The organism is Streptomyces caeruleatus, assembly GCF_001514235.1.
In the GTDB taxonomy this organism is placed as follows: domain Bacteria; phylum Actinomycetota; class Actinomycetes; order Streptomycetales; family Streptomycetaceae; genus Streptomyces; species Streptomyces caeruleatus.
In genome coordinates, this window is the sequence record NZ_KQ948933.1 from 173,774 (window position 1) to 194,801 (window position 21,028).

At 68.3% G+C, this 21,028-nt stretch carries 18 protein-coding genes; 8 read left to right on the top strand and 10 right to left on the bottom strand.

Annotation, left to right across the window (positions count from 1 at the left end; all coding sequences use genetic code 11):
• Positions 1–48: 48 nt before the first annotated feature.
• From AQJ67_RS28710 to AQJ67_RS50795, 4 genes are all read left to right on the top strand, one after another.
• Positions 49–585: a hypothetical protein gene (locus tag AQJ67_RS28710; protein ID WP_062722210.1), complete on the top strand. Its 537-nt coding sequence runs from the start codon at positions 49–51 to the stop codon at positions 583–585.
• On the top strand, positions 585–5,249 hold the full coding sequence (locus AQJ67_RS28715) for a putative T7SS-secreted protein (RefSeq protein WP_079056238.1): 4,665 nt from the start codon (positions 585–587) through the stop codon (positions 5,247–5,249). The genes AQJ67_RS28710 and AQJ67_RS28715 overlap by 1 nt, the downstream gene beginning before the upstream one ends.
• A gap of 29 nt (positions 5,250–5,278) precedes the next feature.
• A complete protein-coding gene (locus AQJ67_RS28720; RefSeq protein WP_062722211.1) occupies positions 5,279–5,566 on the top strand; it encodes a hypothetical protein in 288 nt (95 codons plus the stop codon).
• 221 nt (positions 5,567–5,787) lie between these two features.
• The gene (locus AQJ67_RS50795) at positions 5,788–6,102 is read left to right on the top strand and encodes an HNH endonuclease signature motif containing protein (RefSeq protein WP_425264190.1); all 315 of its coding nucleotides are present in this window, start codon (positions 5,788–5,790) and stop codon (positions 6,100–6,102) included.
• Positions 6,103–6,118: 16 nt separating this feature from the next.
• Here AQJ67_RS50795 and AQJ67_RS47825 read toward each other — a convergent pair whose 3' ends face one another.
• The 3 genes from AQJ67_RS47825 to AQJ67_RS28735 all read right to left on the bottom strand — a co-directional run bounded on the left by AQJ67_RS47825 (position 6,119) and on the right by AQJ67_RS28735 (position 7,552).
• The gene (locus AQJ67_RS47825) at positions 6,119–6,475 is read right to left on the bottom strand and encodes a hypothetical protein (RefSeq protein ID WP_159058843.1); all 357 of its coding nucleotides are present in this window, start codon (positions 6,473–6,475) and stop codon (positions 6,119–6,121) included.
• 160 nt (positions 6,476–6,635) lie between these two features.
• A complete protein-coding gene (locus tag AQJ67_RS28730; protein ID WP_062722213.1) occupies positions 6,636–6,971 on the bottom strand; it encodes a hypothetical protein in 336 nt (111 codons plus the stop codon).
• 251 nt (positions 6,972–7,222) lie between these two features.
• Positions 7,223–7,552 carry a hypothetical protein gene (locus AQJ67_RS28735; protein ID WP_425264187.1) on the bottom strand — a complete coding sequence of 110 codons (330 nt, stop codon included), beginning with the start codon at positions 7,550–7,552 and terminating at the stop codon, positions 7,223–7,225.
• Positions 7,553–7,700: 148 nt separating this feature from the next.
• On the opposite strand from AQJ67_RS28735, the gene AQJ67_RS28740 reads away from it, so the two are divergent.
• The 4 genes from AQJ67_RS28740 to AQJ67_RS28755 all read left to right on the top strand — a co-directional run bounded on the left by AQJ67_RS28740 (position 7,701) and on the right by AQJ67_RS28755 (position 11,620).
• A complete protein-coding gene (locus AQJ67_RS28740; RefSeq protein ID WP_062722214.1) occupies positions 7,701–8,009 on the top strand; it encodes a GntR family transcriptional regulator in 309 nt (102 codons plus the stop codon).
• A 401-nt stretch (positions 8,010–8,410) separates the two neighbouring features.
• A complete protein-coding gene (locus AQJ67_RS28745) occupies positions 8,411–8,746 on the top strand; it encodes a hypothetical protein (RefSeq protein WP_062722215.1) in 336 nt (111 codons plus the stop codon).
• Positions 8,747–8,753: 7 nt separating this feature from the next.
• Positions 8,754–10,190, top strand: a complete 1,437-nt coding sequence (locus AQJ67_RS28750) for a hypothetical protein (RefSeq protein ID WP_062722216.1) — start codon at positions 8,754–8,756, stop codon at positions 10,188–10,190.
• Positions 10,191–10,288: 98 nt separating this feature from the next.
• Positions 10,289–11,620: a S8 family serine peptidase gene (locus AQJ67_RS28755; RefSeq protein ID WP_062722217.1), complete on the top strand. Its 1,332-nt coding sequence runs from the start codon at positions 10,289–10,291 to the stop codon at positions 11,618–11,620.
• A gap of 218 nt (positions 11,621–11,838) precedes the next feature.
• Here the strand turns inward: AQJ67_RS28755 and AQJ67_RS28760 are convergent, their stop codons facing one another.
• The 7 genes from AQJ67_RS28760 to AQJ67_RS28790 all read right to left on the bottom strand — a co-directional run bounded on the left by AQJ67_RS28760 (position 11,839) and on the right by AQJ67_RS28790 (position 20,961).
• Complete coding sequence (locus tag AQJ67_RS28760; protein ID WP_062722218.1) at positions 11,839–12,252, bottom strand: hypothetical protein; 414 nt, start codon at positions 12,250–12,252, stop codon at positions 11,839–11,841.
• Positions 12,249–12,725, bottom strand: coding sequence for a protease inhibitor I42 family protein (locus tag AQJ67_RS28765; protein ID WP_062722219.1), 477 nt, complete (start codon positions 12,723–12,725; stop codon positions 12,249–12,251). Before AQJ67_RS28765 ends, AQJ67_RS28760 begins: the two co-directional genes overlap by 4 nt.
• 9 nt (positions 12,726–12,734) lie before the next feature.
• Positions 12,735–14,333, bottom strand: a complete 1,599-nt coding sequence (locus tag AQJ67_RS28770; RefSeq protein WP_062722220.1) for a WXG100 family type VII secretion target — start codon at positions 14,331–14,333, stop codon at positions 12,735–12,737.
• 190 nt (positions 14,334–14,523) lie between these two features.
• The gene (locus AQJ67_RS28775; RefSeq protein WP_062722221.1) at positions 14,524–15,003 is read right to left on the bottom strand and encodes a type VII secretion target; all 480 of its coding nucleotides are present in this window, start codon (positions 15,001–15,003) and stop codon (positions 14,524–14,526) included.
• A gap of 113 nt (positions 15,004–15,116) precedes the next feature.
• Positions 15,117–16,955 (bottom strand): outer membrane protein assembly factor BamB family protein, encoded by a 1,839-nt coding sequence (locus AQJ67_RS28780; protein WP_062722222.1) that lies wholly within the window; start codon positions 16,953–16,955, stop codon positions 15,117–15,119.
• A gap of 65 nt (positions 16,956–17,020) precedes the next feature.
• Positions 17,021–18,838 carry an outer membrane protein assembly factor BamB family protein gene (locus AQJ67_RS28785; RefSeq protein ID WP_062722223.1) on the bottom strand — a complete coding sequence of 606 codons (1,818 nt, stop codon included), beginning with the start codon at positions 18,836–18,838 and terminating at the stop codon, positions 17,021–17,023.
• Positions 18,839–19,152: 314 nt separating this feature from the next.
• Entirely contained in the window at positions 19,153–20,961 is a 1,809-nt protein-coding gene (locus AQJ67_RS28790) for an ABC-F family ATP-binding cassette domain-containing protein (protein WP_062722224.1), read from the bottom strand.
• Between the last annotated feature and the right edge of the window lie 67 nt (positions 20,962–21,028).

Here is a 21,028-nt window from a genome sequence, read left to right on the forward strand (position 1 = left end):
GTTGATCCGGAGGCGCTGGAGCGGATCACTCGGGGCATCAACCAGGCGATGAGCGAGCTGAAGGAGCTGGGCTTCGACACCAACGCCAATCTGGGACTCGGTTTCGACGAGTTGGAGTTGGCGGGTCTGGAGGTGGGGGATGCCGGCCTGCGTCAGGTCTTCGCCGACTTCTGCGAACGGTGGGGCTGGGGGGTGCGCTCGCTGCTGCAGGACGCCAACCAGTTCGCGGAGCGGCTGAACCTGTCGGCGGGGATGTATCACGAGCAGGAGCAGTACGTCTCGAACACCCTGAAGACGGTGTGGTCATCGACCATGGGCACGCCTTCCCTGACCGAGACCCCGGAGGAGATCGCCCAGCGTTCCTGGTCGGACACGTTGCAGGACAACCCCGTATCCCAGGCCATGAACCCGGACTTCAGCGCGGAGTCCGTGCGGGCGGCCGACGAGGCGTCCAAGCATGCCTGGGATCAAGCCATGAAGGACGTGGCGACTTCGACGCTGACCCCGGACGCGCCATTCGACCCGAACACGGAGTGGCAGCCGGATGGCCCATCGCAGGCCTCGTTCGGGGAGGTTGAGCGCTGATGGGCCTGGGGGACTTGGTCAACGACGTCGGCGACGGACTGGACAGTGTCGCCGACAGTGTGCAGAAGGGCGTCGGCGAGGCCGTCAACTGGAGTACGGACAAGGCCGCGGACGGCCTGTCAGCGGTCGGCGCGGACTCCGCGGCCGAGGGGGTCCGCGACTTCGGGGAGGGGGTGAACAACCGACTGGGCGGCGACGTCGCCGAGCGCCAGTTGGGAGAGAGCGAGGGCCCCAAGGAACTGGTCCACGGCAGCCCGCAAGCTCTGGAGGAGCGGGCCCGGCACCTGCGCGACTTTTCCCGGTCGTTCGAGAACGTCGGCCAGGGGATGCGTTCGTTGGACGGCGACGGCTGGCAGGGCCAGGCGGCGGACGCCTTCCGTGAGAAGTTCGACATGCATCCCAAGCAGTGGCTGACGGCGGCTGACGCCTGTGAGGCGGCTGCCAAGGCACTTGAGGCATACGCGGACACGGTGCGCTGGGCCCAGCAGCAGGCGCAGGTGGCGATCGACACCTACCGCAAGGCGCAGGATGCCAGTCGGCAGGCGGTGGACTCGCACAACGTCCGGGTGGCGGCGTACAACCAGGCTGCCGAGCTGTACAACGCCGCCGTGACGACGGGGCGCAACCCGGGACGGAAACCGACCGAACCCGGTGACTTCGTCGATCCGGGTGTGGCGCGTCGGCAGGAGGCGGAGGACACCCTGGCCGAGGCGCGCCGTCAGCGCACCGATGCCGCCCGCGACGCGCAGCGCCGGGTGGCGGCCGCCCTGGAGATGGCTCCGCCGAAGCCGGACTTCACCGACCGGTTGAAGGCCGACGTCGTGGACGGCGCCGTGAGCATGTCGCTGAACCAGACTCACCTGGTGGGCGGTTTCCTCAAGGGGGGCGCGGAGCTGGTGAAGCTGGTCCGCATCGTCAACCCGTATGACCCCTACAACCTCACTCACCCCGGCGACTGGCAAAAGAACACCAACATGCTGCTGGCCGGGTTGGTGGGGACCGCCGCCCACCCCGAACGCCTGCCCAAGGCCATCATCGGCACCGGCTGGAGCAGCGACCCGGCCGACTCCATGGGCTACCTCGCCTCCAACCTGATCGGTGCCAAGGGCGCGACCGGCGTGGCCCGAGGAGCCGCGCGAGGAGCTGCGGAGGGGGCGGCGACCGGAGCCGCGCGCAGGAGCGTCGGCCAGGCGATCAAGGATTTCGCCAGACAGAACAAGTGCAAGTGGTTCGGCGACCCCATCGACATGGCCACCGGCCGGATGGCGCTGCCGCAGACCGATGCAACCCTGCCCGCCAAGCTGCCCCTCGCCTTCTCCCGGCAGTTCGAGTCGTCGTACGAGGCCGGCCGCTGGTTCGGCCCGAGATGGACCTCCACCGCCGACCAGCGCCTGGAGATCGACGCGGAAGGCGTCATCTTCATCCGCGAGAACGGCGCACTGCTCGCCTACCCGCACCCCGCACCGGGCGTACCGACCCTGCCCCTGGAGGGCGGCCGGTACCCGCTGACCATCGATGCCTACGGCGACTACGCCGTCACCGACCCCGCTGCCAGCCGCACCTGGCACTTCGCGGCCCCGGGTGGTGACGGCAACGGCATCGCCCTGCTGGAGCAGATCACCGACCGCTCGGGCCAGTGGATCACCTTCGAGTACGACCACGAGGGCGCTCCCACGGCGATCGTGCACTCCGCCGGTTACCACCTGAAGATCGAGACGGCCGGGGACCGGATCACGGCCCTGCACCTCGCCGCCGCCGCTCCCGACGGCGGCGATCAGGAACTGGTGCGCTTCGGCTACGACGCGCACGGCCACCTTGCGGCGGTGACCAATTCGTCCGGCATACCGACCCGTTTCACCAACGACGAACTAGGCCGTATCACGGCCTGGACCGACACGAACGAGTCGTCCTACCGCTACGTCTACGACGACGAGGGCCGCTGCACGTCCCAGTCGGGTGACGCGGGCCATCTGCGCAACACATTCGTCTACGGCGACATCGACCCGGAGTCCGGCCACCGCACCATCACCGCGACCAACTCACTCGGCCACAGCACGAGCTACCAGGTCAACAGGGATCTCCAGGTGGTAGCCGAGACGGGCCCCGACGGAGCGACGACCCGCACGACGTACGACCGCTCCGAACGCCCGCTGACGGTCACCGACCCGCTCGGCCGCACCACCAGCTACGCCTACGACAACGCGGGCCGCCCGGTCATGGTTGTCCAACCCGACGGCCGTTACAGCAGCGTCGGCTACGACGACCGGGGCCTGCCCGTCTCCATATCCGGTGCCGATGGCACGTATGTCAGCCAGCAGTTCGACGAGTTCGGCAACCGCACAGCCGTGACCGACGGGGCCGGGAAGACGACCCGCTTCACATACGACGCCCTTGGCCACCTAACAGCGGTAACGGACGCGACGGATGCGACGACCACGGTCCGCTGCAATGCCGCGGGCCTGCCCTTGGAGGTCACGGACCCGCTGGGCGCCGTGACACGCTACGAGCGCGACGCCTTCGGCCGCCCGACGACGATCACGGACCCCCTCGGCGCGATCACCCGCCTGGAGTGGACGATCGAGGGCAAGCCGGCCCGCCGCACCGCACCGGACGGCACCACCGAATCCTGGACGTACGACGGCGAGGGCAACTGCACCAGCCACACCGACGCCATGGGCATGGTCTCCCGCTACGAGTACACCCACTTCGACCTGATGTCGGCCCGCACGGGTCCGGACGGCGTCCGTTACGCCTTCACCCACGACACCGAGCTACGCCTGACCCAGGTCACGAACCCCCAGGGCCTGACCTGGAGTTACGAGTACGACCCGGCGGGCCGCTTGGTGGCGGAGACGGACTTCGACAACCGCACGCTCACGTACACGCACGACGCGGCAGGCCAACTGAGGGCCAGCACCACGGCCTCGGGCCAGACCGTCGGCTTCGAGCGGGACGTGCTGGGCCGGGTGGTGCGCAAGGACGCGGCCGGAGCGGTCACCACGTACACATACGACGCGACGGGCGGTCTGGCTCAGGCAACGAGCCCGGACGCGGTCCTGACCTTGCGGCGGGATGAGTCGGGCCGCCTGATATCCGAGACGGTCAACGGCCGCACGCTCACGTACACGCATGACGCGCTGGGCCGCCGCACCGGCCGCACCACGCCCACAGGCGCCACCAGCACCTGGACCTACGACGCGGCAGGCAACCGCACCGAACTCACCACCGCCGGCCGCACCCTCACCTTCACCCACGACGCCGCAGGCCGCGAACTCATCCGCCACCTCGGCGACACCCTCACCCTCACCCACGCTTTCGACCCCCTGGGCCGCCTGACCAAACAGGAACTCACCGGGCCCACCGGCCAGCACCTCCAGCACCGCGCCTACACCTACCGAGCCGACGGCAACCTGACCGGCATAGACGACTCCCTGGGTGGCGCCCGCCGCTTCGACCTCGACGCGGCGGGCCGGGTGACAGCCGTCCACGCCGCGAACTGGACGGAGTCCTACGCCTACGACTCCGCGGGCAACCAGACCCACGCCACCTGGCCGGACTCCATGCCGGGCCAGGAAGCGACCGGCGCCCGCGCTTATGCCGGGACCCGGATCACCCGCGCGGGCAGCGTCCGCTACGAACACGACGAAGCGGGCCGCGTCACCCTGCGCCAGAAGACCCGCCTGTCCCGTAAGCCGGACACCTGGCGCTACACGTGGGACGCCGAAGACCGCCTGACGTCCGTGATCACCCCCGACGGCACGACGTGGCGCTACCGGTACGACCCCCTGGGCCGCCGCATCGCCAAGCAACGCCTCGCCTCAGACGGCGAAACCGTCGTGGAGCAGACGGACTTCACGTGGGACGGCACGATCCTCACGGAACAGACCACCCACACCTCTGACAGCACCCAGCCCGCCATCATCCTCACTTGGGACCACCAGGGTCTGCACCCCCTGGCCCAGACCGAACGCAAAACCGCTACCGCTGCCGGCGTGCTCCAGGAAGAGATCGACTCCCGCTTCTACGCCATCGTCACAGACCTGATCGGCACCCCCACCGAACTCGTCGACGAACACGGCGACATCGCCTGGCACACCCGCACCACCCTCTGGGGCACCACCACCTGGAACCGCACCGCCACCGCCTACACTCCGCTGCGTTTCCCCGGCCAGTACCACGACCCCGAAACCGGCCTCCACTACAACTACTTCCGCCACTACGACCCAGCTACAGCCAGATACCTCTCTTTGGATCCTCTCGGTCTCACCGCAGGAACCAACCCGTCGATATACGTCCCAAATCCGCAAAACTCATCGGATCACCTTGGGCTTGCTCCAGACGCGTGCTCTCCGTTAACGCAAATCCGAGAACCTTCAACCAAGAACGGCCCATTCGGCGTCATCGGAGAACGACACGATGCCCGGGCTGCTCTCGGATGGGAGGGACACGATGTCCTCAACGTAAGACCTTGGGACTTCGACATCAATGACGCCTGGATACAGAAAATAATAGACGAGCGGAGAGATGTTTATTTGGCGTCCCCGCAAACCCCGAACACCCTCACCAACGAATGGGGAAGTTCGGTCTTCGCTCGCGAACTTGAACAGCTTCGTAACGCTGGATACATTGAATCGGGAGACTACCTGCTTGCTCCGGATAGTTAACCACGAGCAAGCTCAAAAATGGAGAGAGCATGACGCTGACCCCACGCATCAAAAAGCGAATCGCGCAAGAATACGCCGAGCAAGACCAGCAGGCCGTCGAGGACCTGCTCCTCGAACTCATAGGGGAGCTGGAACAAGAAGTGGAAGAAGAAAGGATCATAGCAGCCGCACTCCTCTGCGCCCAGGGGCGGGTGGACGGACTCCTCAATGCGGCGGAGACAACCCGCAGGGATTGGCGGAACATCTTGGCGGCTGCCGGTCTCGCACACAAGGATTGGCCCGAGCGTTTGGATTCAGAGTTCGGGGCAAATGCCTAACCATCGTCACGCCTTGGTCCGGGGGCGGGGGAACCACGTGGGCTGGCACCCGCCCCGAACCCGGCGACATATGCGATCAAACCGCACTCGCATGCGGACCCCTTTGGCCTCGCCCCATGTGAGATAGAAGGCCCCAAGAGTGCAAAAGGGCTCCGGAACTCTCCTGGTGCCGTGACAGGCGGCCGTTCATTGCCGGACGTCGATAGACCCTGGCTTAGGGGATCAGAAGGGAACGCAGGAAGGATCCGGGGCAGGTTGCGAGAGAGCTGCACGGAAGAGAGTTTGAGAGTTTCGACAAGTTCCGCGAATCTTTCTGGAAGGAAGTCTCTCGGCACGAAGAGCTTGCCGGGCAATTCGATAGATCAGTGCAAACTGCAATGGCGAACGGAAAGGCCCCCTTCGCCCCTACGACGCAACACCACGGACAGGGCCGGTATGTCCTGCACCACATACACCCCATCCAGCACGGAGGTAGCGTATATGACCTCACCAACCTGGTGGCGGTCACACCTCGCTATCACAAAGCAAAAGGATAGGCAGGTGGCAAGGAAGTCACGTGACGAATTGATCCGAATGGTTCAGCAGCTGATCGATGCGGACCTTCCCGAAGAGGGAGAAGATCAGCTCGTCGAGGAGCTGAGGTCGAACGTATTGCATCCACGCATTACTGACCTGATCTACTACAGCACTCCTAAGCTGGCGGCAGAAGAAGTTGTGGACAGGGCTCTCGCCTACCGTCCCATCGAGCTGTAAGTTTCCTTGCATACGGCCAGCTGGCGCATCAGGTGTGACGCGTGCTCCGTCCGTGAGATTGAGCTCGCGCAGGGCGTCGGCCGGGCAGTTTCGGTATTGGTCGTGTACGGCCGCGTTGTTCTTCCATCCGGCGAATTGGGCGAGGGTGGTCGCCAAACTGCGGAAGGTGGCGAAGGCGCGCCGAGGGCATCACAGAGGTTTCCGGGGCACGTCGTACGGCCGTCCGCCCTGCACACTCCGCCGGATGAGGCGGACGGCCCTCTATGGATGTGCTTAACCGGAGGACGACCTGACTGCCGCCTACCCCGGCGCCGGCCTACAAGAGGTCGAACACGTCGGGCGGTGGCGGGAAGTGGGGCGCGCAGTCGCCGCACGCGTACACGTTGAAGCCGGGCCCGGAGTTCTGGTGCACCTCGGAGATGAGGACCGGGGTGTCGGTGGTCCGGTCGCAGCGCACGCACATCCGCACGGGGCGGCGTGCGACGGCCAGCGCGCCGCTGCGTGCGCACCGTCGGCAGACCTGCCGGTGCCGGACGATTCCACCGCCGTCCGTGGTGTCGGGCGCGTGCGGCTGCTCGGCCGACCCGCACGTCTCGCATTCACCGGCCCACTCGCGCTCGGTGACGTCGCGGTGCTGGCCGTCGTGCCCCACGGGCCGCAGACATGCCGGCCCCGGTGCGCCAGGGAGCGGCGCACCGCATTCCGCCGCGTCTGGCCCTTGCAGCCAGGCGTGACCAAAGGCGTCGCGGTGGTCTCCGTCGTGGCCGTGCCCCAGGGCGCAGGGCAGACGGTGCGGTCCGCAGCCCTGCCGCTCCCACCCGGGACGGCGAGCGCCGCACAGCTGGGTGCCAGTGCCGCGGTCCGGGCCGGGGACAGTGCCGGGGTCAGTACCGGTTGCGGTCATCAGGCTGCCCTCCGCGCGCCGATCACGTGCTGATCGAGATCGATGCCGAAGTCCGCGGCCAGGACCAGAGCGAGGCGACGTTCCCGCTGCCGCTGCCTCTCCTCGAACGCGACCAGGTAGGGGCGGACCAGGGCGGTTTCCTCGCCTTTGAGCGGGGACTCCAGGCCGTAGGGGCTCCTTGGCGACGTGGACCGGTGTGCCGGGCGGGTGGGAGGGGCGAGCAGCTGCGGCACCGTGGCCGCACGCTCGGCGCGGTGCCGGCCCCGCGGGCGCGGGCCGAACACTTCCATCACCCAGCAGAGGAGGGCATGGATAATGCCCATCGTCATCAACTCCAGAGGTTGGTGGCCACGCCCCCGGGCCGTTCCAGCGGTCGCGGGGGTCCTTGTTATGGGCGAGGATAGCGACACCTGGTCATGCCATGCCATGGCATGACACAGATTAATCAGGCTTTCCCTGCCCTCGTACGTTCAGACCATGACTGAGATCCCCGAGGGGTACGGTCCCGATGACGAGCTGGACCGCGACGCACCGGACCCCGTTTACCTACAACTGGCTGCTGTCCTGGTGACCCGCATCGAGCGCGGCGACTACCCGCCTCGCCGTGCCGTGCCGGGCGTCGACCGCCTGGTCCAGGAATTCGGGGTAGCCCGTGGCACTGCCCGGAAGACCTTGGTCCTCCTCGCGGATCTCGGCATCGTACGGACCGTTGTCGGGAAGGGGTCGTTTGTCGTCGAGCAGCCGCCCAAAGCGGAGCAGGCCGACGAGGAACAACCGAAGACATAGAGACGCGGGGCCTCCACGTACGCCACCGGGCAGGTGCTCGCCATCCGAGATCGACCCTGTCGACTGAGCCGCCGACTGACTCTCAGTGCGCCCCTTCAAGCCATCGCCGTACCTACGGAGAAGGCAAACGTGGCGGATGGCACCCACCCCGCACGGGGCCGCTGTTACCGGCGGACGACAGTGAAGTGCTTGTCTCCTGCGCCGCGTCACGGTGACGGGGCGGGTGCGACGGCCCGTGAGTGTGAGTGAGCCGTGGCGGACAATTCACAGGAGTACCTGGGGCGTTGCTCGGGACGGCCGATAAAGTCGTACAGAAGAGCGGAAGGCAGCTGGGATGGCCGCTTAGATGACCTTGCGGCCACGGCGTTGCACCGGTGAACGGGGAGAGGGGCTGACTCGCGGTGGCGAGCGGACGCTACAGAGTTGATCTGAGCGAGTTGGACGAGGTCGTCAAGAAGCTCAACTGGGTCATATCGGACCTGGGTGACGCGAAATCCGACTCCAAGTACAAGACGTACCTGCCGCCAGGGGCACTGGGCGAGAGCGTCCCGGGCGCGACGTTCGTCGAGGCGGAGAAGCTCCACGTCGCGCATACGGAGATGAAGACGCATCTCGAGGACATCGTGGAGCACATCCACGACCTGATGGACGACTTCGGCACCAAGACGAAGAAGACGCACGGCGCCTACCAGGACCAGGAAGCCGACGTGACGAAGTCGATGCAGGGCGGGGAGTGACCAGGCCATGAGCGGCGGCAAGAACGACGGCTACACATACGAGTACCAGCCGGCGACCATGTGCTACAACGCCTCGCACGAGTCGGACTTCGCGCACATGGACATGGACCAGATGAAGGCCATGGTCCGCAACGCCAAACCGGTCGAGGTACACAACGTCGCCAGGGGCTGGACCGAGGTCAACAACAAACTGGTCGGCGAGGGCGGCGACGGAGGCGTCCGGGACACCTTCCTGAAGGCGGTGGCCGCGGTACTCGAACACTGGGAGGGCGACTCGGCCGACCGGTTCAAGGAGCAGGCCGACGTCATCGCGCAGAAGCTCCAGGACGGGGCGAAGTACGCGCAGTACACGTCCACCGCGATGCACAGCGCGGCGACCGTTCTGGAGACCATCAAGCCCGAGGTCGAGGCGATGGAGAAGCCGAGCACGACCAGCAGCGTGCTCGACGCGGTCGGGGATTTCGGCAGCCGTTCGGACGAGGGCCTGGAGGACGACCTGGGCCAGGGGGCGTCCACGCAGAAGGCCCTGGACAACAACTCGGGCGACCTGTCCGCCGGCAAGGAAGCCCAGCTGAAGATGGCTGTGAAGATGGAGCAGTTGGGGGCTGCTTATGCTTCGCAGACGAAGGCTATGGGGACGTGGCGGAAGACTGGCAAAGTCGAGGACACCAAGGACTATCCAGGTGACCCGGGCGGTACGCCGCCGATTCCCATCGTGGTCATGCCGACTGACTCCGGTCCCAGGCTTGTTGGGCGGACACCGTCCACCGGTAGTTCGTCCAGCAGCGCGAACCGATCGGTGGTTTCCCCAACCCCCAACGGCCCGAACCGCGTTGACGGCCCGGGATCCCGTTCCACGTCCAAGACAGCTGCCCCCTCCACTGTCGGCACAGATGTCGACAGCATCACCACCAGCCCGGGCGGTGCAAGCAGGGGGATCACGACCGGGACCGGGACCGGAAGCCCCGGCGGAGGAGGTGGCGTCGGATCCGGTGGAACGAACGGCGTCGCTGGTGGAGGGACCGGCTTCCCGGGAAGCTCCAGCGGCGCTGGAGCGGGCATTGGGCGCCGTGGCTCGGCAAACGGAACGGGTGCCGCGACCGGTGCGGGCCGTGGCGCAATGGGCGGTGCCGCAATGGGTGCCGGAGCAGGCGGGAAGGGCGCACCATCGGCTTCCGGCCGTGGCCCTCTGGCCCGTGCTAAGGGTGGCGTCGTCGGCGAAGCCAAGAGTCCTTCCCGCTCTGGTTCTGGGGTCGGTTCGGGTCTGCACGGCAGCCGCGGCGGCACTGCGGAAGGCCGCGGATCTGGCGGCCTCGCTGGCGGAGCGGCAGGTAACGGCCGCGAAAAGAAGAAGAACGCAAAGGACCGCCCCGACTACCTCGTCGAGGATGAGGAAACCTGGGTGTCGCCCAACCAGAACACAACCCCCCGGGTCATCGAGTAGAACTCCGCCAGGCACGATCAGCAGGACAGTGGGGTGGGGCTCGCGAACGTCTCACCGCGAGTCCCACCCCGCACGCAGATCACGAGAGGGAACACGTAATGGCGCTCAAGCAGGCACGGCGCATCCTGTGCGGTGCGGCGGCAGCGGGGACACTGCTCTTCTGCACGGCGACGACCGCTACGGCGGACCAGACAAGGAATGACCAGTGGCCGCTTGAAGCTTTTGGCGCCGAAAAGATCTGGAAGATCGCCACAGGCAAGGGCGTCACTGTCGCTCTCATTGATGACGGTGTCGACGCAACTCACCCGGACCTCAGCGGAAACGTCCTCCAAGGCAAGGACTTCGTGGACGGAGACAACAATGCTTCGCCGTCCGGCACCGACCATCACGGAACATCGATGGCCGGAATCATTGCTGGGCACGGGCACGGGGCCAATGGTGCAGACGGGGTCAAGGGTCTAGCTCCTGACGCCAAGATTCTCCCGATCCGGGACGTAGGCGATGGGGAGTCGCCGTTCTCTGCATCGATTCGCTATGCGGTGGATCAAGGGGCCTCGGTGATCAACATCTCGCAGATCTCTTCCCCTCCGACTGAGGCAGGAGAAGCGGCGGTTGCGTACGCTGTCCAGAAGAACGTCATCGTCGTTGCGGGCACTGGAAACGACGGAACCGGCAGCGAGCAGCCGCTCTACCCAGCCAGTTACCCCGGAGCAGTCGCGGTGGGCGCGGTCAGCAAAACTGGGGAGATTTGGGCAAAGTCCAACTACGGCCCGAATACGTTGCTAACGGCTCCTGGCGTCGGCGTTGTCTCCACAGGCGGTTCCGACTCCAAGTACAACATTGGCGACGGCACGTCCGCCTCCACCGCCTACGTCTCCGCCGCCTGCGCCCTACTCCGCGAGAAGTTCCCCGACCTCACCGCGGGCCAGATCGTCAACCGCCTCACCAAGACGGCCGGTCTCCCCGACGACGCCAAGGGCCTCAAACTCCCCGACGAGAAGTACGGCTACGGCTACATCCAGCCGCTCGCCGCCCTCAAGCAGGACATCCCGGCCGGCCCCAAGAACGGCCCCCTGACCATGCCCGCCGCCGACTCCAGCGGCACCGGTACCGGCAAGGGCGACGCCACCACGCCCCCGGCCTCCTCCAGCAGCCCGGACGACAGCAGCAGCGTGAGCACCACCACGGTCCTCGCCCTCGCCGCAGGCGGAGCCCTCCTCGTCCTCGTGATCGGCGCCCTCGCCGTCCGCAGCAAGAACCGCGCCCGCCGCAACGGCCCGTCCAACCCGCCGCCCGGCTTCACCCCGTACGCCCAGCAGCAGCCGTACAGCAACCAGGGCGTGCCCCCGAACCCGTACCAGCAGCACCCCACACCCCCGGCCGCCCCGCCGACCCAGCCCCCACCCGGCGGCAGCCCCTACCGGCGATAGCGGCCCTGTCCCCGCCGCCCCGCCTTCGGGCGGCGAGTCAGACGAGTGGGGGTACGTCCCTGAACGCAGAAAGCCCGTGCGTCCAGGTGATCAAGCTGCGCAGAGAACAGTCGTGATCACCTACGACCACGAGGTTCCTGCATGCGTCCAGCGGACCAACTCGGCTGCCGAGGGGTGACCTCCAACGGCAGACCCGCCGTGACTCAGCGGACCGCGACTCACTCCCCCGCCACCCGAGAGCGGTGCACGTGCCGGAGCCCGATCAGTTCGGCGACGGCCTCCAGCCAGCGGGCCGCCTCCTCGTCACCGTCGACCCCGCCGGTGGCGGTGGCCGCGGACTCCAGCCACGCGCGCACCATGGCCACCGCCTCATCACCCGGCACCGGCTCGCGCAGCTCGGCCGCGTACCGGACGCCCCCGCCGCGTACCACCTTGGCGAGGAAGGCCACCGCCCGCGGCTGGACGCCGAGTCGGTCCAGCAGGACGGCGGCGCCCACCGCGCCGTCACCGAAGAGGGCGGTGCGGTGCGGTCCGGCGAAGGAAAGGCCGTATCGCAGCATCGCCGGGATGTCCGACCGCGCCAGCTCGTCGTCGGTCCGGCCGGGGGGCGAGGTCTGCGGCTCGGAGGTCATGACTTCCTCACGGTGACGGTGTAGGTGTGGATGGTGGCTCGGTACTCCTTTGAGAGGGCGGGGCTGCCGCTGGGGACCGGGGACGGGGTGATGGGACCGCCGGCATCGCCGCCGCCGGCGCAGGCGCCGCGCGGGCACTGGATGAGCCGGATCTTCGTCGTGCCGGGGCCGACGGCCTTGAAGTCGAAGAAGTCCGTTCCGCTGTGGCCGCCGACGTTGTCGCCGTCGTCGCCGTCGATCTCCTCCCGCTTGTCCGTGTTCCGGACGATGTCGGGGTCGGGCTCCGGCACGGTCAGGTACCACCATTCCCCCATAGCGGTGGCGACCGGAACGGACAGCGTGAACTCCTCCCCCGCATCCACCTGTATGTGCTTCTCGTCCAGCTCGTAGGTGTCCGGTCCGGTGAGGCCGCAGCCCGTGAGCGCGGTCAACAGCAGGGCGGGAAGGGCGAGTCGGCGCACGGCGCTGGTCATGACACTCACTTATCGGTCGGCGGGAATGTGGACGGCGTACGCGTCGGGCATGCGGTGGTCGGAGGCCTTGTCCATGTGGCCGTTGACGAAGTCGTCCTCGCTGATCCAGGTCGTGGTACCCCACGGGTTGTAGATCTGCAGCATGTCGCCCTCCTGCCCGATCACCATCATCTGGTGTCCGTGCCGGCCTTCCTCGTCGTACCCCTCCACTTCGAAGGGGACGGGCTTGCCCTCGGCAACGGACTTCTCGATGTCCGGCAGCACGTCCCGGCGCTCGTCCGCACCGCGAACCTCCTGGAACTCGTAACTACTGCCGGTGTGCGGGCTGATCTCGCTGTTGGCGATCTCGTTCTGCCCGTCGCTGTCCATTCCCGTCGGGACGTCGGACCACCAATGCGCGTAGCTGCCGTCGCCTTCCTCGTGCAGGCGCATCTGTTCGTCGTCGAGGCGGTCGCGGAAGGCTTCGGGGTCGTTCTCCTGCCCGGACGGTCCGCCGGTCAACTCCAGCGCATAGACGGGATCGACCATCGCTCGAGCGGTCACGGTGCTCGACGGCACACAGGTCTCCCCGTTCTGGGACCACTTCTTGTCGCCGAACCACTGGTAATCGGTGTTCTTGTTCGACCTGTCGTCATTGAGCCCCTCGTCCACCTTGCTGTCGCCAGCCGTGACGACCGGGCTGAGATGCTGCTGAAGCCAGTACGGGTCCTTGCCGTGGATCTTGTCGCGGAACTGGCCGACCTCGTCCACGTCATAGCCCGCGGCCAGCGCCTTGACCAGATACGCCCGCTCCTGCGGCGTCTTGGCATCGGCGAGCATCCGCTCGAAGCGGGCCTGGTCCTGGGCGTTCATCTTCTCCATGAAGCGGCCGGAACGTTCGAGGTCGTTCGCGGTGAGGAGTTCGTTCTGTTCCTGCGGGCCCCCGTACACGCCGGTGTCGGCGAGGACCAGGCGGTCGGCGGCGGAGATGTTGTCGGTGTGCATCTGCCCGGCACGGGCCTCCGCCGCGAACTTGTTCAGATCCCGCGCCGCCGCCCGCGCCGCGTCGTCCGCCTCCTGCGCGGCGTAGTAGAGGAAGTTGGATCCAGTTCCCGCGATCTCCTGGGCCCTCTTGCGGTCGGCTTCCTCGTCGTCCGTCTCGACCATGTCGTCGAAGAAGCCGTCGCCGCCGCCGAGCATCGTGCGGGCCTTCCGCAGTTGTTCGCGGCCGTCGCCGTCCTTGGACTGGGCGGAGGTGAGCGCGTCGGAGAGGTCGTAGAGGGCCTTGGACGCCTTACGGAACGCCTCGGCCATCTGCTCGGCGGAACGGCCGGCCGCCCCGACCACCTCGGCGGCCTTGGCCCCGGTGCTGCCCACCCACACCGACGGAAGCCCTGACGCGGCGACCTTCTCGACCCTCTGCTGTACGTCGGCGGCATCGTCGGCCTGGCTCTTGTAGCGCCGGGCGATGGCGTCCAGGGTGCTCGGGGAACCGACCGGCGCGGAGACAGCGAGGAGGTTGTCGATGGCCTGAAGCACCGCGTTCTTGCTGTCGGCCGCCGCGAGGTCCCCTATGTACCGGTCGATCTTTTGCTTGCGGTCGGTGGTGGATTCGCCTGCGTCAGCCATGTGGTGAGAGCCCCCGCTGTCCTTGCTCAGGTGTGAGGTGTCAGGTGTCGGGTGTGAGGTGTCGGGTGTGAGGTGTCGGGTGTGAGGTGTCCGGTGTGAGGTGTGCGGTGTGACGTTTCCGGTGGATGCACGCACCTCGGCCGGGTCCGCGAGTCGCGGTGCGCCGAACCGGTCGGCGGGCGCCGGTTCGTCAGTCGAAGTCCGCGAGGCTCGGCGGGCGCCCGCCCGGGGTCGGCTGGGTGCTGATGGGCGGTCCGCCGAGGACGGCGGGGCGGGCGCCCGGGGTGAGGCCCGTGGTCATCCCCGGGTGGCCGGGGGCGGGGGCGGGCGCGGGCATGGTTGTCAGGCCGGCGTCAGCTCCCGCGGAGTTCAGGGCGAGAATGGTCTCCTGGTCGGCGCCTTCGTAGTTCCGCTGGGAGATGGCGACCTTGTCCGCGAGTTCGTGCAGGGCGGCTTCCAGCGTCTTCGCCTCGGCCTGCCAGGCGGCGGCGAAGTTGTTGTACGCGGGACCGGAGTCAGAGCCGCCCAGGGCGTCCGTCGTGTAGCAGGCGTGGTCTTCGACGGCCTTGCGTATGGCGCCGACGTCGTCGCCCGCCTGGTCGAGCTTGCCGGCCTCGCCGCTCATGCCGCTCGCCTGGATCCTGTAGCCGTCCGAGCCCGCACCGGACATGTGGCCCGCCCCCTGATCTGAACGGCCGGACACCCCCGTGGCGATCCGGGCCCTCTGACCAGCGATAATACCTGACCGCGTGTCATGCACACGCGGTCTCCCGGGAGTTCGGCTCAGCCTTGCGCGCCGAACGCGACCACATGCACCTTCTGAGTGTCGGAGCTCGTCAACTCACTCGCGTACACGGCCGACATGTACAGCCGCCCCTGCGAGTAGATGATCTCGGAGTACTGCGGAGACATCCGCGTCTCCACGTCCCGCACCGACCTGGACGCCGGATTCTCCAGCAGCTTGGTCTCCTTGAACGTGCCACCGTCGATGCTGACGATCTGCCCGCCCTTGTCGTACGGCGGCCGCTTGTACGCGATCACGTTGCCGCCGTCCATCCGCAACGGCGTCATCGTGTACCGGTCACCCGCGTCCGCCCGCTGCCCGGTCTGCTTGCCGGTGGCGAGGTCGAAGGCGACGATCTCGTTGGTCATGCCGTACGAGCCACGGCTGCCGTCGTGCTGCTTGGTCTCCACGTAGAGCCGGTCGTTGCCCACCACGACGCCCTTGCACTGCTCGATCGTGGTGACTCCGGAGCAGCGGGCCTCGAACTGGTCGCTCGGCACGGAGATACGGATGCGCAGCTTGCCGGTCTTGTTGTCGATCGAGAAGACGTCCGAGAGGCCGATGGAGTCCGTGTCCCCGAGCTCCGCGGCCACGACGAGCGGCTCGGTGGAGATCACGCTGGCGTACTCGACGCCCTCGGCCATCTTGTACTCGGAGATCACCCCGCCGGACTCGGGGTCGATGGTCAGGATGTGCAGCTGGGGCTGGTCGTAGGAGCCGCACTTGCGGATCGTGACCAGCTTCTCGCCCCCGGCGTACCCGAGGTCGTAGCAGCCGTCGTCGGCCTTCGGGACCCACAGCTGCTTGCCGGACTCGATGTCGAAGGCGGTGCCGCCGCTCGTGCCGCCGGCCGCGACGGTGTCCCCGCTGACGGTGATGTTGTCGAAGGTGATCGGTGACCCGTCGACCTCGGCGTGCTTCGTCCAGAGCTTCTTGCCGGCGTCGAGGTCGATCGCCGCGACCTCGCTGCAGCCGTACGAGGGCTTGTCCTTGGTCGGCTTCCCTGGCTGGAACGCGACGGCCGTGAGGTTGTCGTCGTTGACGTGCGTGCTGGCCCGGCAGACCGGTCCGGGCAGCGGGATCGTCCAGAGCTTGGTGCCCTTGTCGGGGTCGTAGCCGACGATCTCCGAGACACCGCTCTTGACGTACGCCTTGTCGGTCAGCCAGGAGCCGGACACGACGACGCTGGTGTCGTCCTCGACCTTGGGCGCGGGGACCTGGAAGAGGACGGAGGAGTTGGTGTCGGAGGGCACCTTCTCGGTGCCGTCGGGGGTGTCGTCGCCCGCGCCTCCGCCCTCGCCGTCGGACCCGCCGCTGGTGCCGCCGCTGGAGCTGGCGGTCTCGTCCTTGCCGGCGTCACCGGACTTCGCGTACCAGACGCCGCCGCCGATGATCAGCGCGATCACCACGACGGTCGCGGCCACGATGACGGCCAGCTGCGAGCTGGACCTGCCACCGCCACCGCCGCCGCCGGGCCCGCCGGCCTGGTGGTGCAGCGGCACGGTCTGCTGCGGATAGCCGTAGCCGGGCGGCTGCGGCTGACCGTACGGGGCCTGCTGCTGACCGTACGGGGCCTGCTGCTGCCCGTAGAGGTTCTGCGGCTGACCGTACGGAGCGGGCGGCTGCTGGCCGGGGTAGCCGTACCCGCCCGGAGGGGTCTGCGGGGCTTGGGGTGCCTGCGGGTAGCCGTACCCGGACGGCGGTGGGCCCTGGGGCGGCGGCGGGGTCTGAGGCGCGCCGAAGCCGCCGCCCCCCGGCTGCTGGGGCGGCTGGTCCTGTGGCGGGCCGAACCCGCCCTGCGGGGGCTGGTTCGGCGGCGGAGGCGGCGGCTGGGTCATGGCGTGGGTACCTCAAGGGAGGGGGACGAAAAGGGCGGCGGCGAGGGGGATGTCCGGCGCACGCCTCACTTGCCGAAGGCGAGGATCAGCTTCTCCTTGGCGGCGTCGTTGCCGGTGAGCCGGGTGCTGGAGAGGTAGAAGCGCCCGTCGGCCCAGTCGAAGGCCTTGGTGAAGAAGCCCCGCTCCACGTCCGAGGCGCTCGCCGGGTTCTTCAGCAGCGTCGTCGGCTGGGGGCTGCTGCCGCTGACCGGGATGGACACGACCTGGCCGCCCGCGTCGTACGACGGCTCGACGTAGGCGATGAGCTTGCCGTCCTCGACCTTGATCGGCAGCATCGACTCCTCCGCCGGGGACTTCACGCGCCACTTCTCCTTGCCGTTGGCGAGGTTGATCGCGACGATCTCGTTGGGGCCCGTGACGGCCTTGGTCGGCATGTAGAGCGTGTCGGCGTCGGCGGCCACGCCGGTGCAGCCCTGGAGGTCACGCTGGAGGATGGCCCAGCCGCACTGGGCGCCGATCTCCAGGGCGACGTCGACCTGGGAGCGGCGCTTGCCGTCGGGGCCGAAGGTGGAGATGTTCCACTGCTTCTTGTCCTCGTTGGTGCTGTAGATGACCAGCGGGTCGACGGAGAAGACGCGCGAGACCTTCCAGCCGCCCGCGAACTGCCAGGTCCACTTGGCCTTGCCGGTCGCCGGGTCTAGCTCCTGCACCTCGTCGTGCTCGTTGCTGCGGGAGGCGTTGCAGCCCGCGACGGCGATCAGCTTCTTGCCGCCCGCGAAGGCGTCCGGGAAGCAGGCGTCGCCGAACTTCTTCTTGTCCCACAGCTTTTCGCCGCTGTTGACGTCGTACGCGGTGCCGGACTGCGAGCGGCCGACCATCAGCGTCTTGCCGGTGATGGACAGTTCGACGTCGAGCGTGCTGTCGAACAGCGCGCCGTTCTCGACCGAGGCCTTCCAGCCCTTGGCTCCGGTGTTGAGGTCGATCTGCTGGAGCTGGTTGCACTTGGCGCGGTCGCTGCTGCCGCTCATGTACGCGACGACGATCTTGTCGTCGGCGGACTTCTCCGGGGTGGCCGCGCAGATCTTCTCGGGGAAGGTGATCGGGTCCCAGGTGGCCTCGCCGTCACCGACGTTGTAGGCGAAGACCTGCTTGTACGCGGCCTTCACCGCGGCCTTGTCGGTGATCCACATGCCGGGGGCGTCGGCACCGGAGCCGGGCGCGTCGGGCGCGCCCTTGTACCAGAGCACCTTCGAGTCGCCGGCCTCCCGGCCTCCGTTGAGGTTCTCCGGGTCGGCGCCGCCGCCACCGCCGTTGTCGGGGTCGTCGGTCGGGGCCTCGGTGTTCTTCGAGTCGCCGCTCTCCTGGGCGACCGGCTTCTTCGGGTCGTCGTCGCCGCCGCGGGTCACCGCGAACACGGTGCCGCCGATGACGGCCAGCGCCGCGACCGCGGCACCGACGGCGAGGGCGGGCTTGCCCTTGAAGGGGTTGCGCGAGCCGGGCTGCGGGGCGCCGGGGTACTGCGGCTGGGGCGGGTAGCCGTAACCCTGGGCGGGCTGCTGGCCGTAGGGCCCGGGCTGCTGCGGGTAGCCGTACGGCCCCGGCTGCTGCTGCGGCTGGCCGTACGGCCCGGAGGGGTAGCCACCCGGCTGGGCAGGCTGGGCAGGCTGGGCCGGCGGGGCCGGCTGCTGCGGGTAGCCGTAACCGGGCTGCGGGGCACCGGGCGGCGGGCCCTGCGGGGGCGGCGGCGTCTGGGGCGGACCCTGCGGCGGGGGCGGCGTCTGCGGGGCGTCCTGCGGAGGCTGCGGTGCGCCGAAGCCACCCTGCCGCGGGTCCTGCGGTGCGCCGAAACCGCCCTGGGGCGGCTGGTTGGGCGGCTGGCTCATGAGCGGTTCCCCCTCGTGACCGGTGTGGTGCCACGCCCTGTGCCGTCGCGTTTCCGCCACACCGACGGTTCTCAGACTGTTCTCAGACGGCTCTTTCTATCACCCGCCACCGACACCCCACCGGCCCGCATCAGCCCCTGTTCCCAAGGGAGAACCGCCCCGTGATGCCCCCGTTATCCGCCTTCACGCCCCCTTCACCAGAGGGCGCGCAGCGCCCCTGGTGAGGGGCGCGGGGAACTGCGCGACAAGCCCCACCAAAGCCGCAGCCGACAACCGACACACAGCAGCACCCCCGTAGTCGCCCCCGTAAAGCGCTACGCGTCCTCCGCAAGCTCCAGCCAGCGCATCTCCAACTCATCCCGCTGCCCCGCCAAGTCCCGCAACTCCGCGTCGAGTTCCGCCACCTTCCCAAAGTCCGTGGCGTTCTCAGCGATCCGCGCATGCAGCTTCGTCTCCTTCTCGGAGAGCTTGTCGAGCTGCCGCTCGATCCGCTGCAACTCCTTCTTCGCGGCCCGCGCATCGGCCGCGCTCCTCTCCGGCACGACCTTCTCCGCCCCCGCACCGGAGGTCGCCGCGGCGACCTGCGCCTCCATCCGGTGCCGGCGCTCCAGGTACTCGTCGATGCCGCGCGGCAGCATCCGCAGGGTGGCGTCGCCGAGCAGGGCGAACACCCGGTCCGTGGTGCGCTCGACGAAGAACCGGTCGTGGGAGATGACGATCATCGAGCCCGGCCAGCCGTCGAGGACGTCCTCCAGCTGGGTGAGGGTCTCGATGTCGAGGTCGTTGGTCGGCTCGTCGAGGAACAGGACGTTGGGCTCGTCCATGAGCAGGCGCAGCAACTGCAGCCGCCGCCGCTCACCACCTGAGAGGTCCCCGACCGGCGTCCACTGCTTCTCCTTGCCGAACCCGAACGTCTCGCACAGCTGCCCGGCGGTCATCTCGCGCCCCTTGCCGAGGTCGACGCGCTCGCGCACCGCCTGGACGGCCTCCAGCACCCGCCAGTTCGGGTCGAGTTCGTCGACTTCCTGGGAGAGGTAGGCGAGCTTGACGGTCTTGCCCACGGCGATCCGCCCGGCGGCGGGCTGGGTCTCGCCCTCCGTCCGGGCCGCCTCGGCCATCGCCCGCAGGAGGGTGGTCTTCCCGGCGCCGTTGACCCCGACGAGGCCGATCCGGTCGCCGGGGCCGAGCTGCCAGGTCACATGCTTGAGCAGCACCTTGGGGCCGGCCTGGACGGTGATGTCCTCCAGGTCGAAGACGGTCTTGCCGAGCCGGGACGAGGCGAACTTCATCAGCTCGCTGCTGTCCCGGGGCGGCGGCACGTCCTTGATGAGCTCGTTGGCGGCCTCGACGCGGAAACGCGGCTTGGACGTACGCGCGGGGGCGCCGCGACGCAGCCAGGCGAGCTCCTTGCGGACCAGGTTCTGCCGCTTGACCTCTTCGGTGGCGGCGATGCGCTCGCGCTCGGCGCGGGCGAAGACGTAGTCGGAGTAGCCGCCCTCGTACTCGTAGACCGCGCCGCGCTGGACGTCCCACATGCGGGTGCAGACCTGGTCGAGGAACCAGCGGTCGTGGGTGACGCAGACGAGGCCGGAGCGCCGCTCGCGCAGGTGCTGGGCGAGCCAGGCGATGCCCTCGACGTCGAGGTGGTTGGTGGGCTCGTCGAGGACGATCAGGTCCTGCTCCTCGATGAGCAGCTTGGCGAGCGCGATCCGCCGCCGCTCGCCACCGGAGAGCGGGCCGATGACGGTGTCGAGGCCCTGCGGGAAGCCGGGCAGGTCCAGGCCGCCGAAGAGGCCGGTCAGGACGTCCCGGACCTTCGCGTTCCCGGCCCACTCGTGGTCGGCCATGTCGCGGATGACCTCGTGCCGGACGGTGGCCTCGGGGTCGAGCGAGTCATGCTGGGTGAGCACGCCGAGCCGAAGTCCGCCGGAGTGGGTGACCCGGCCGGTGTCGGCCTCCTCCAGCTTGGCCAGCATCCGGATCAGGGTCGTCTTGCCGTCGCCGTTGCGCCCGACGACGCCGATGCGGTCGCCCTCGGAGACGCCGAGCGACACACCGTCGAGCAGGGCACGGGTGCCGTACACCTTGCTGACGTTCTCGACATTGACCAGGTTGACGGCCATTTCTCTCCTGCCCAGGGGGACGATCGACCCTCCAGGGTAGCCGCGCCCACCGACAGCCCCGCACCGC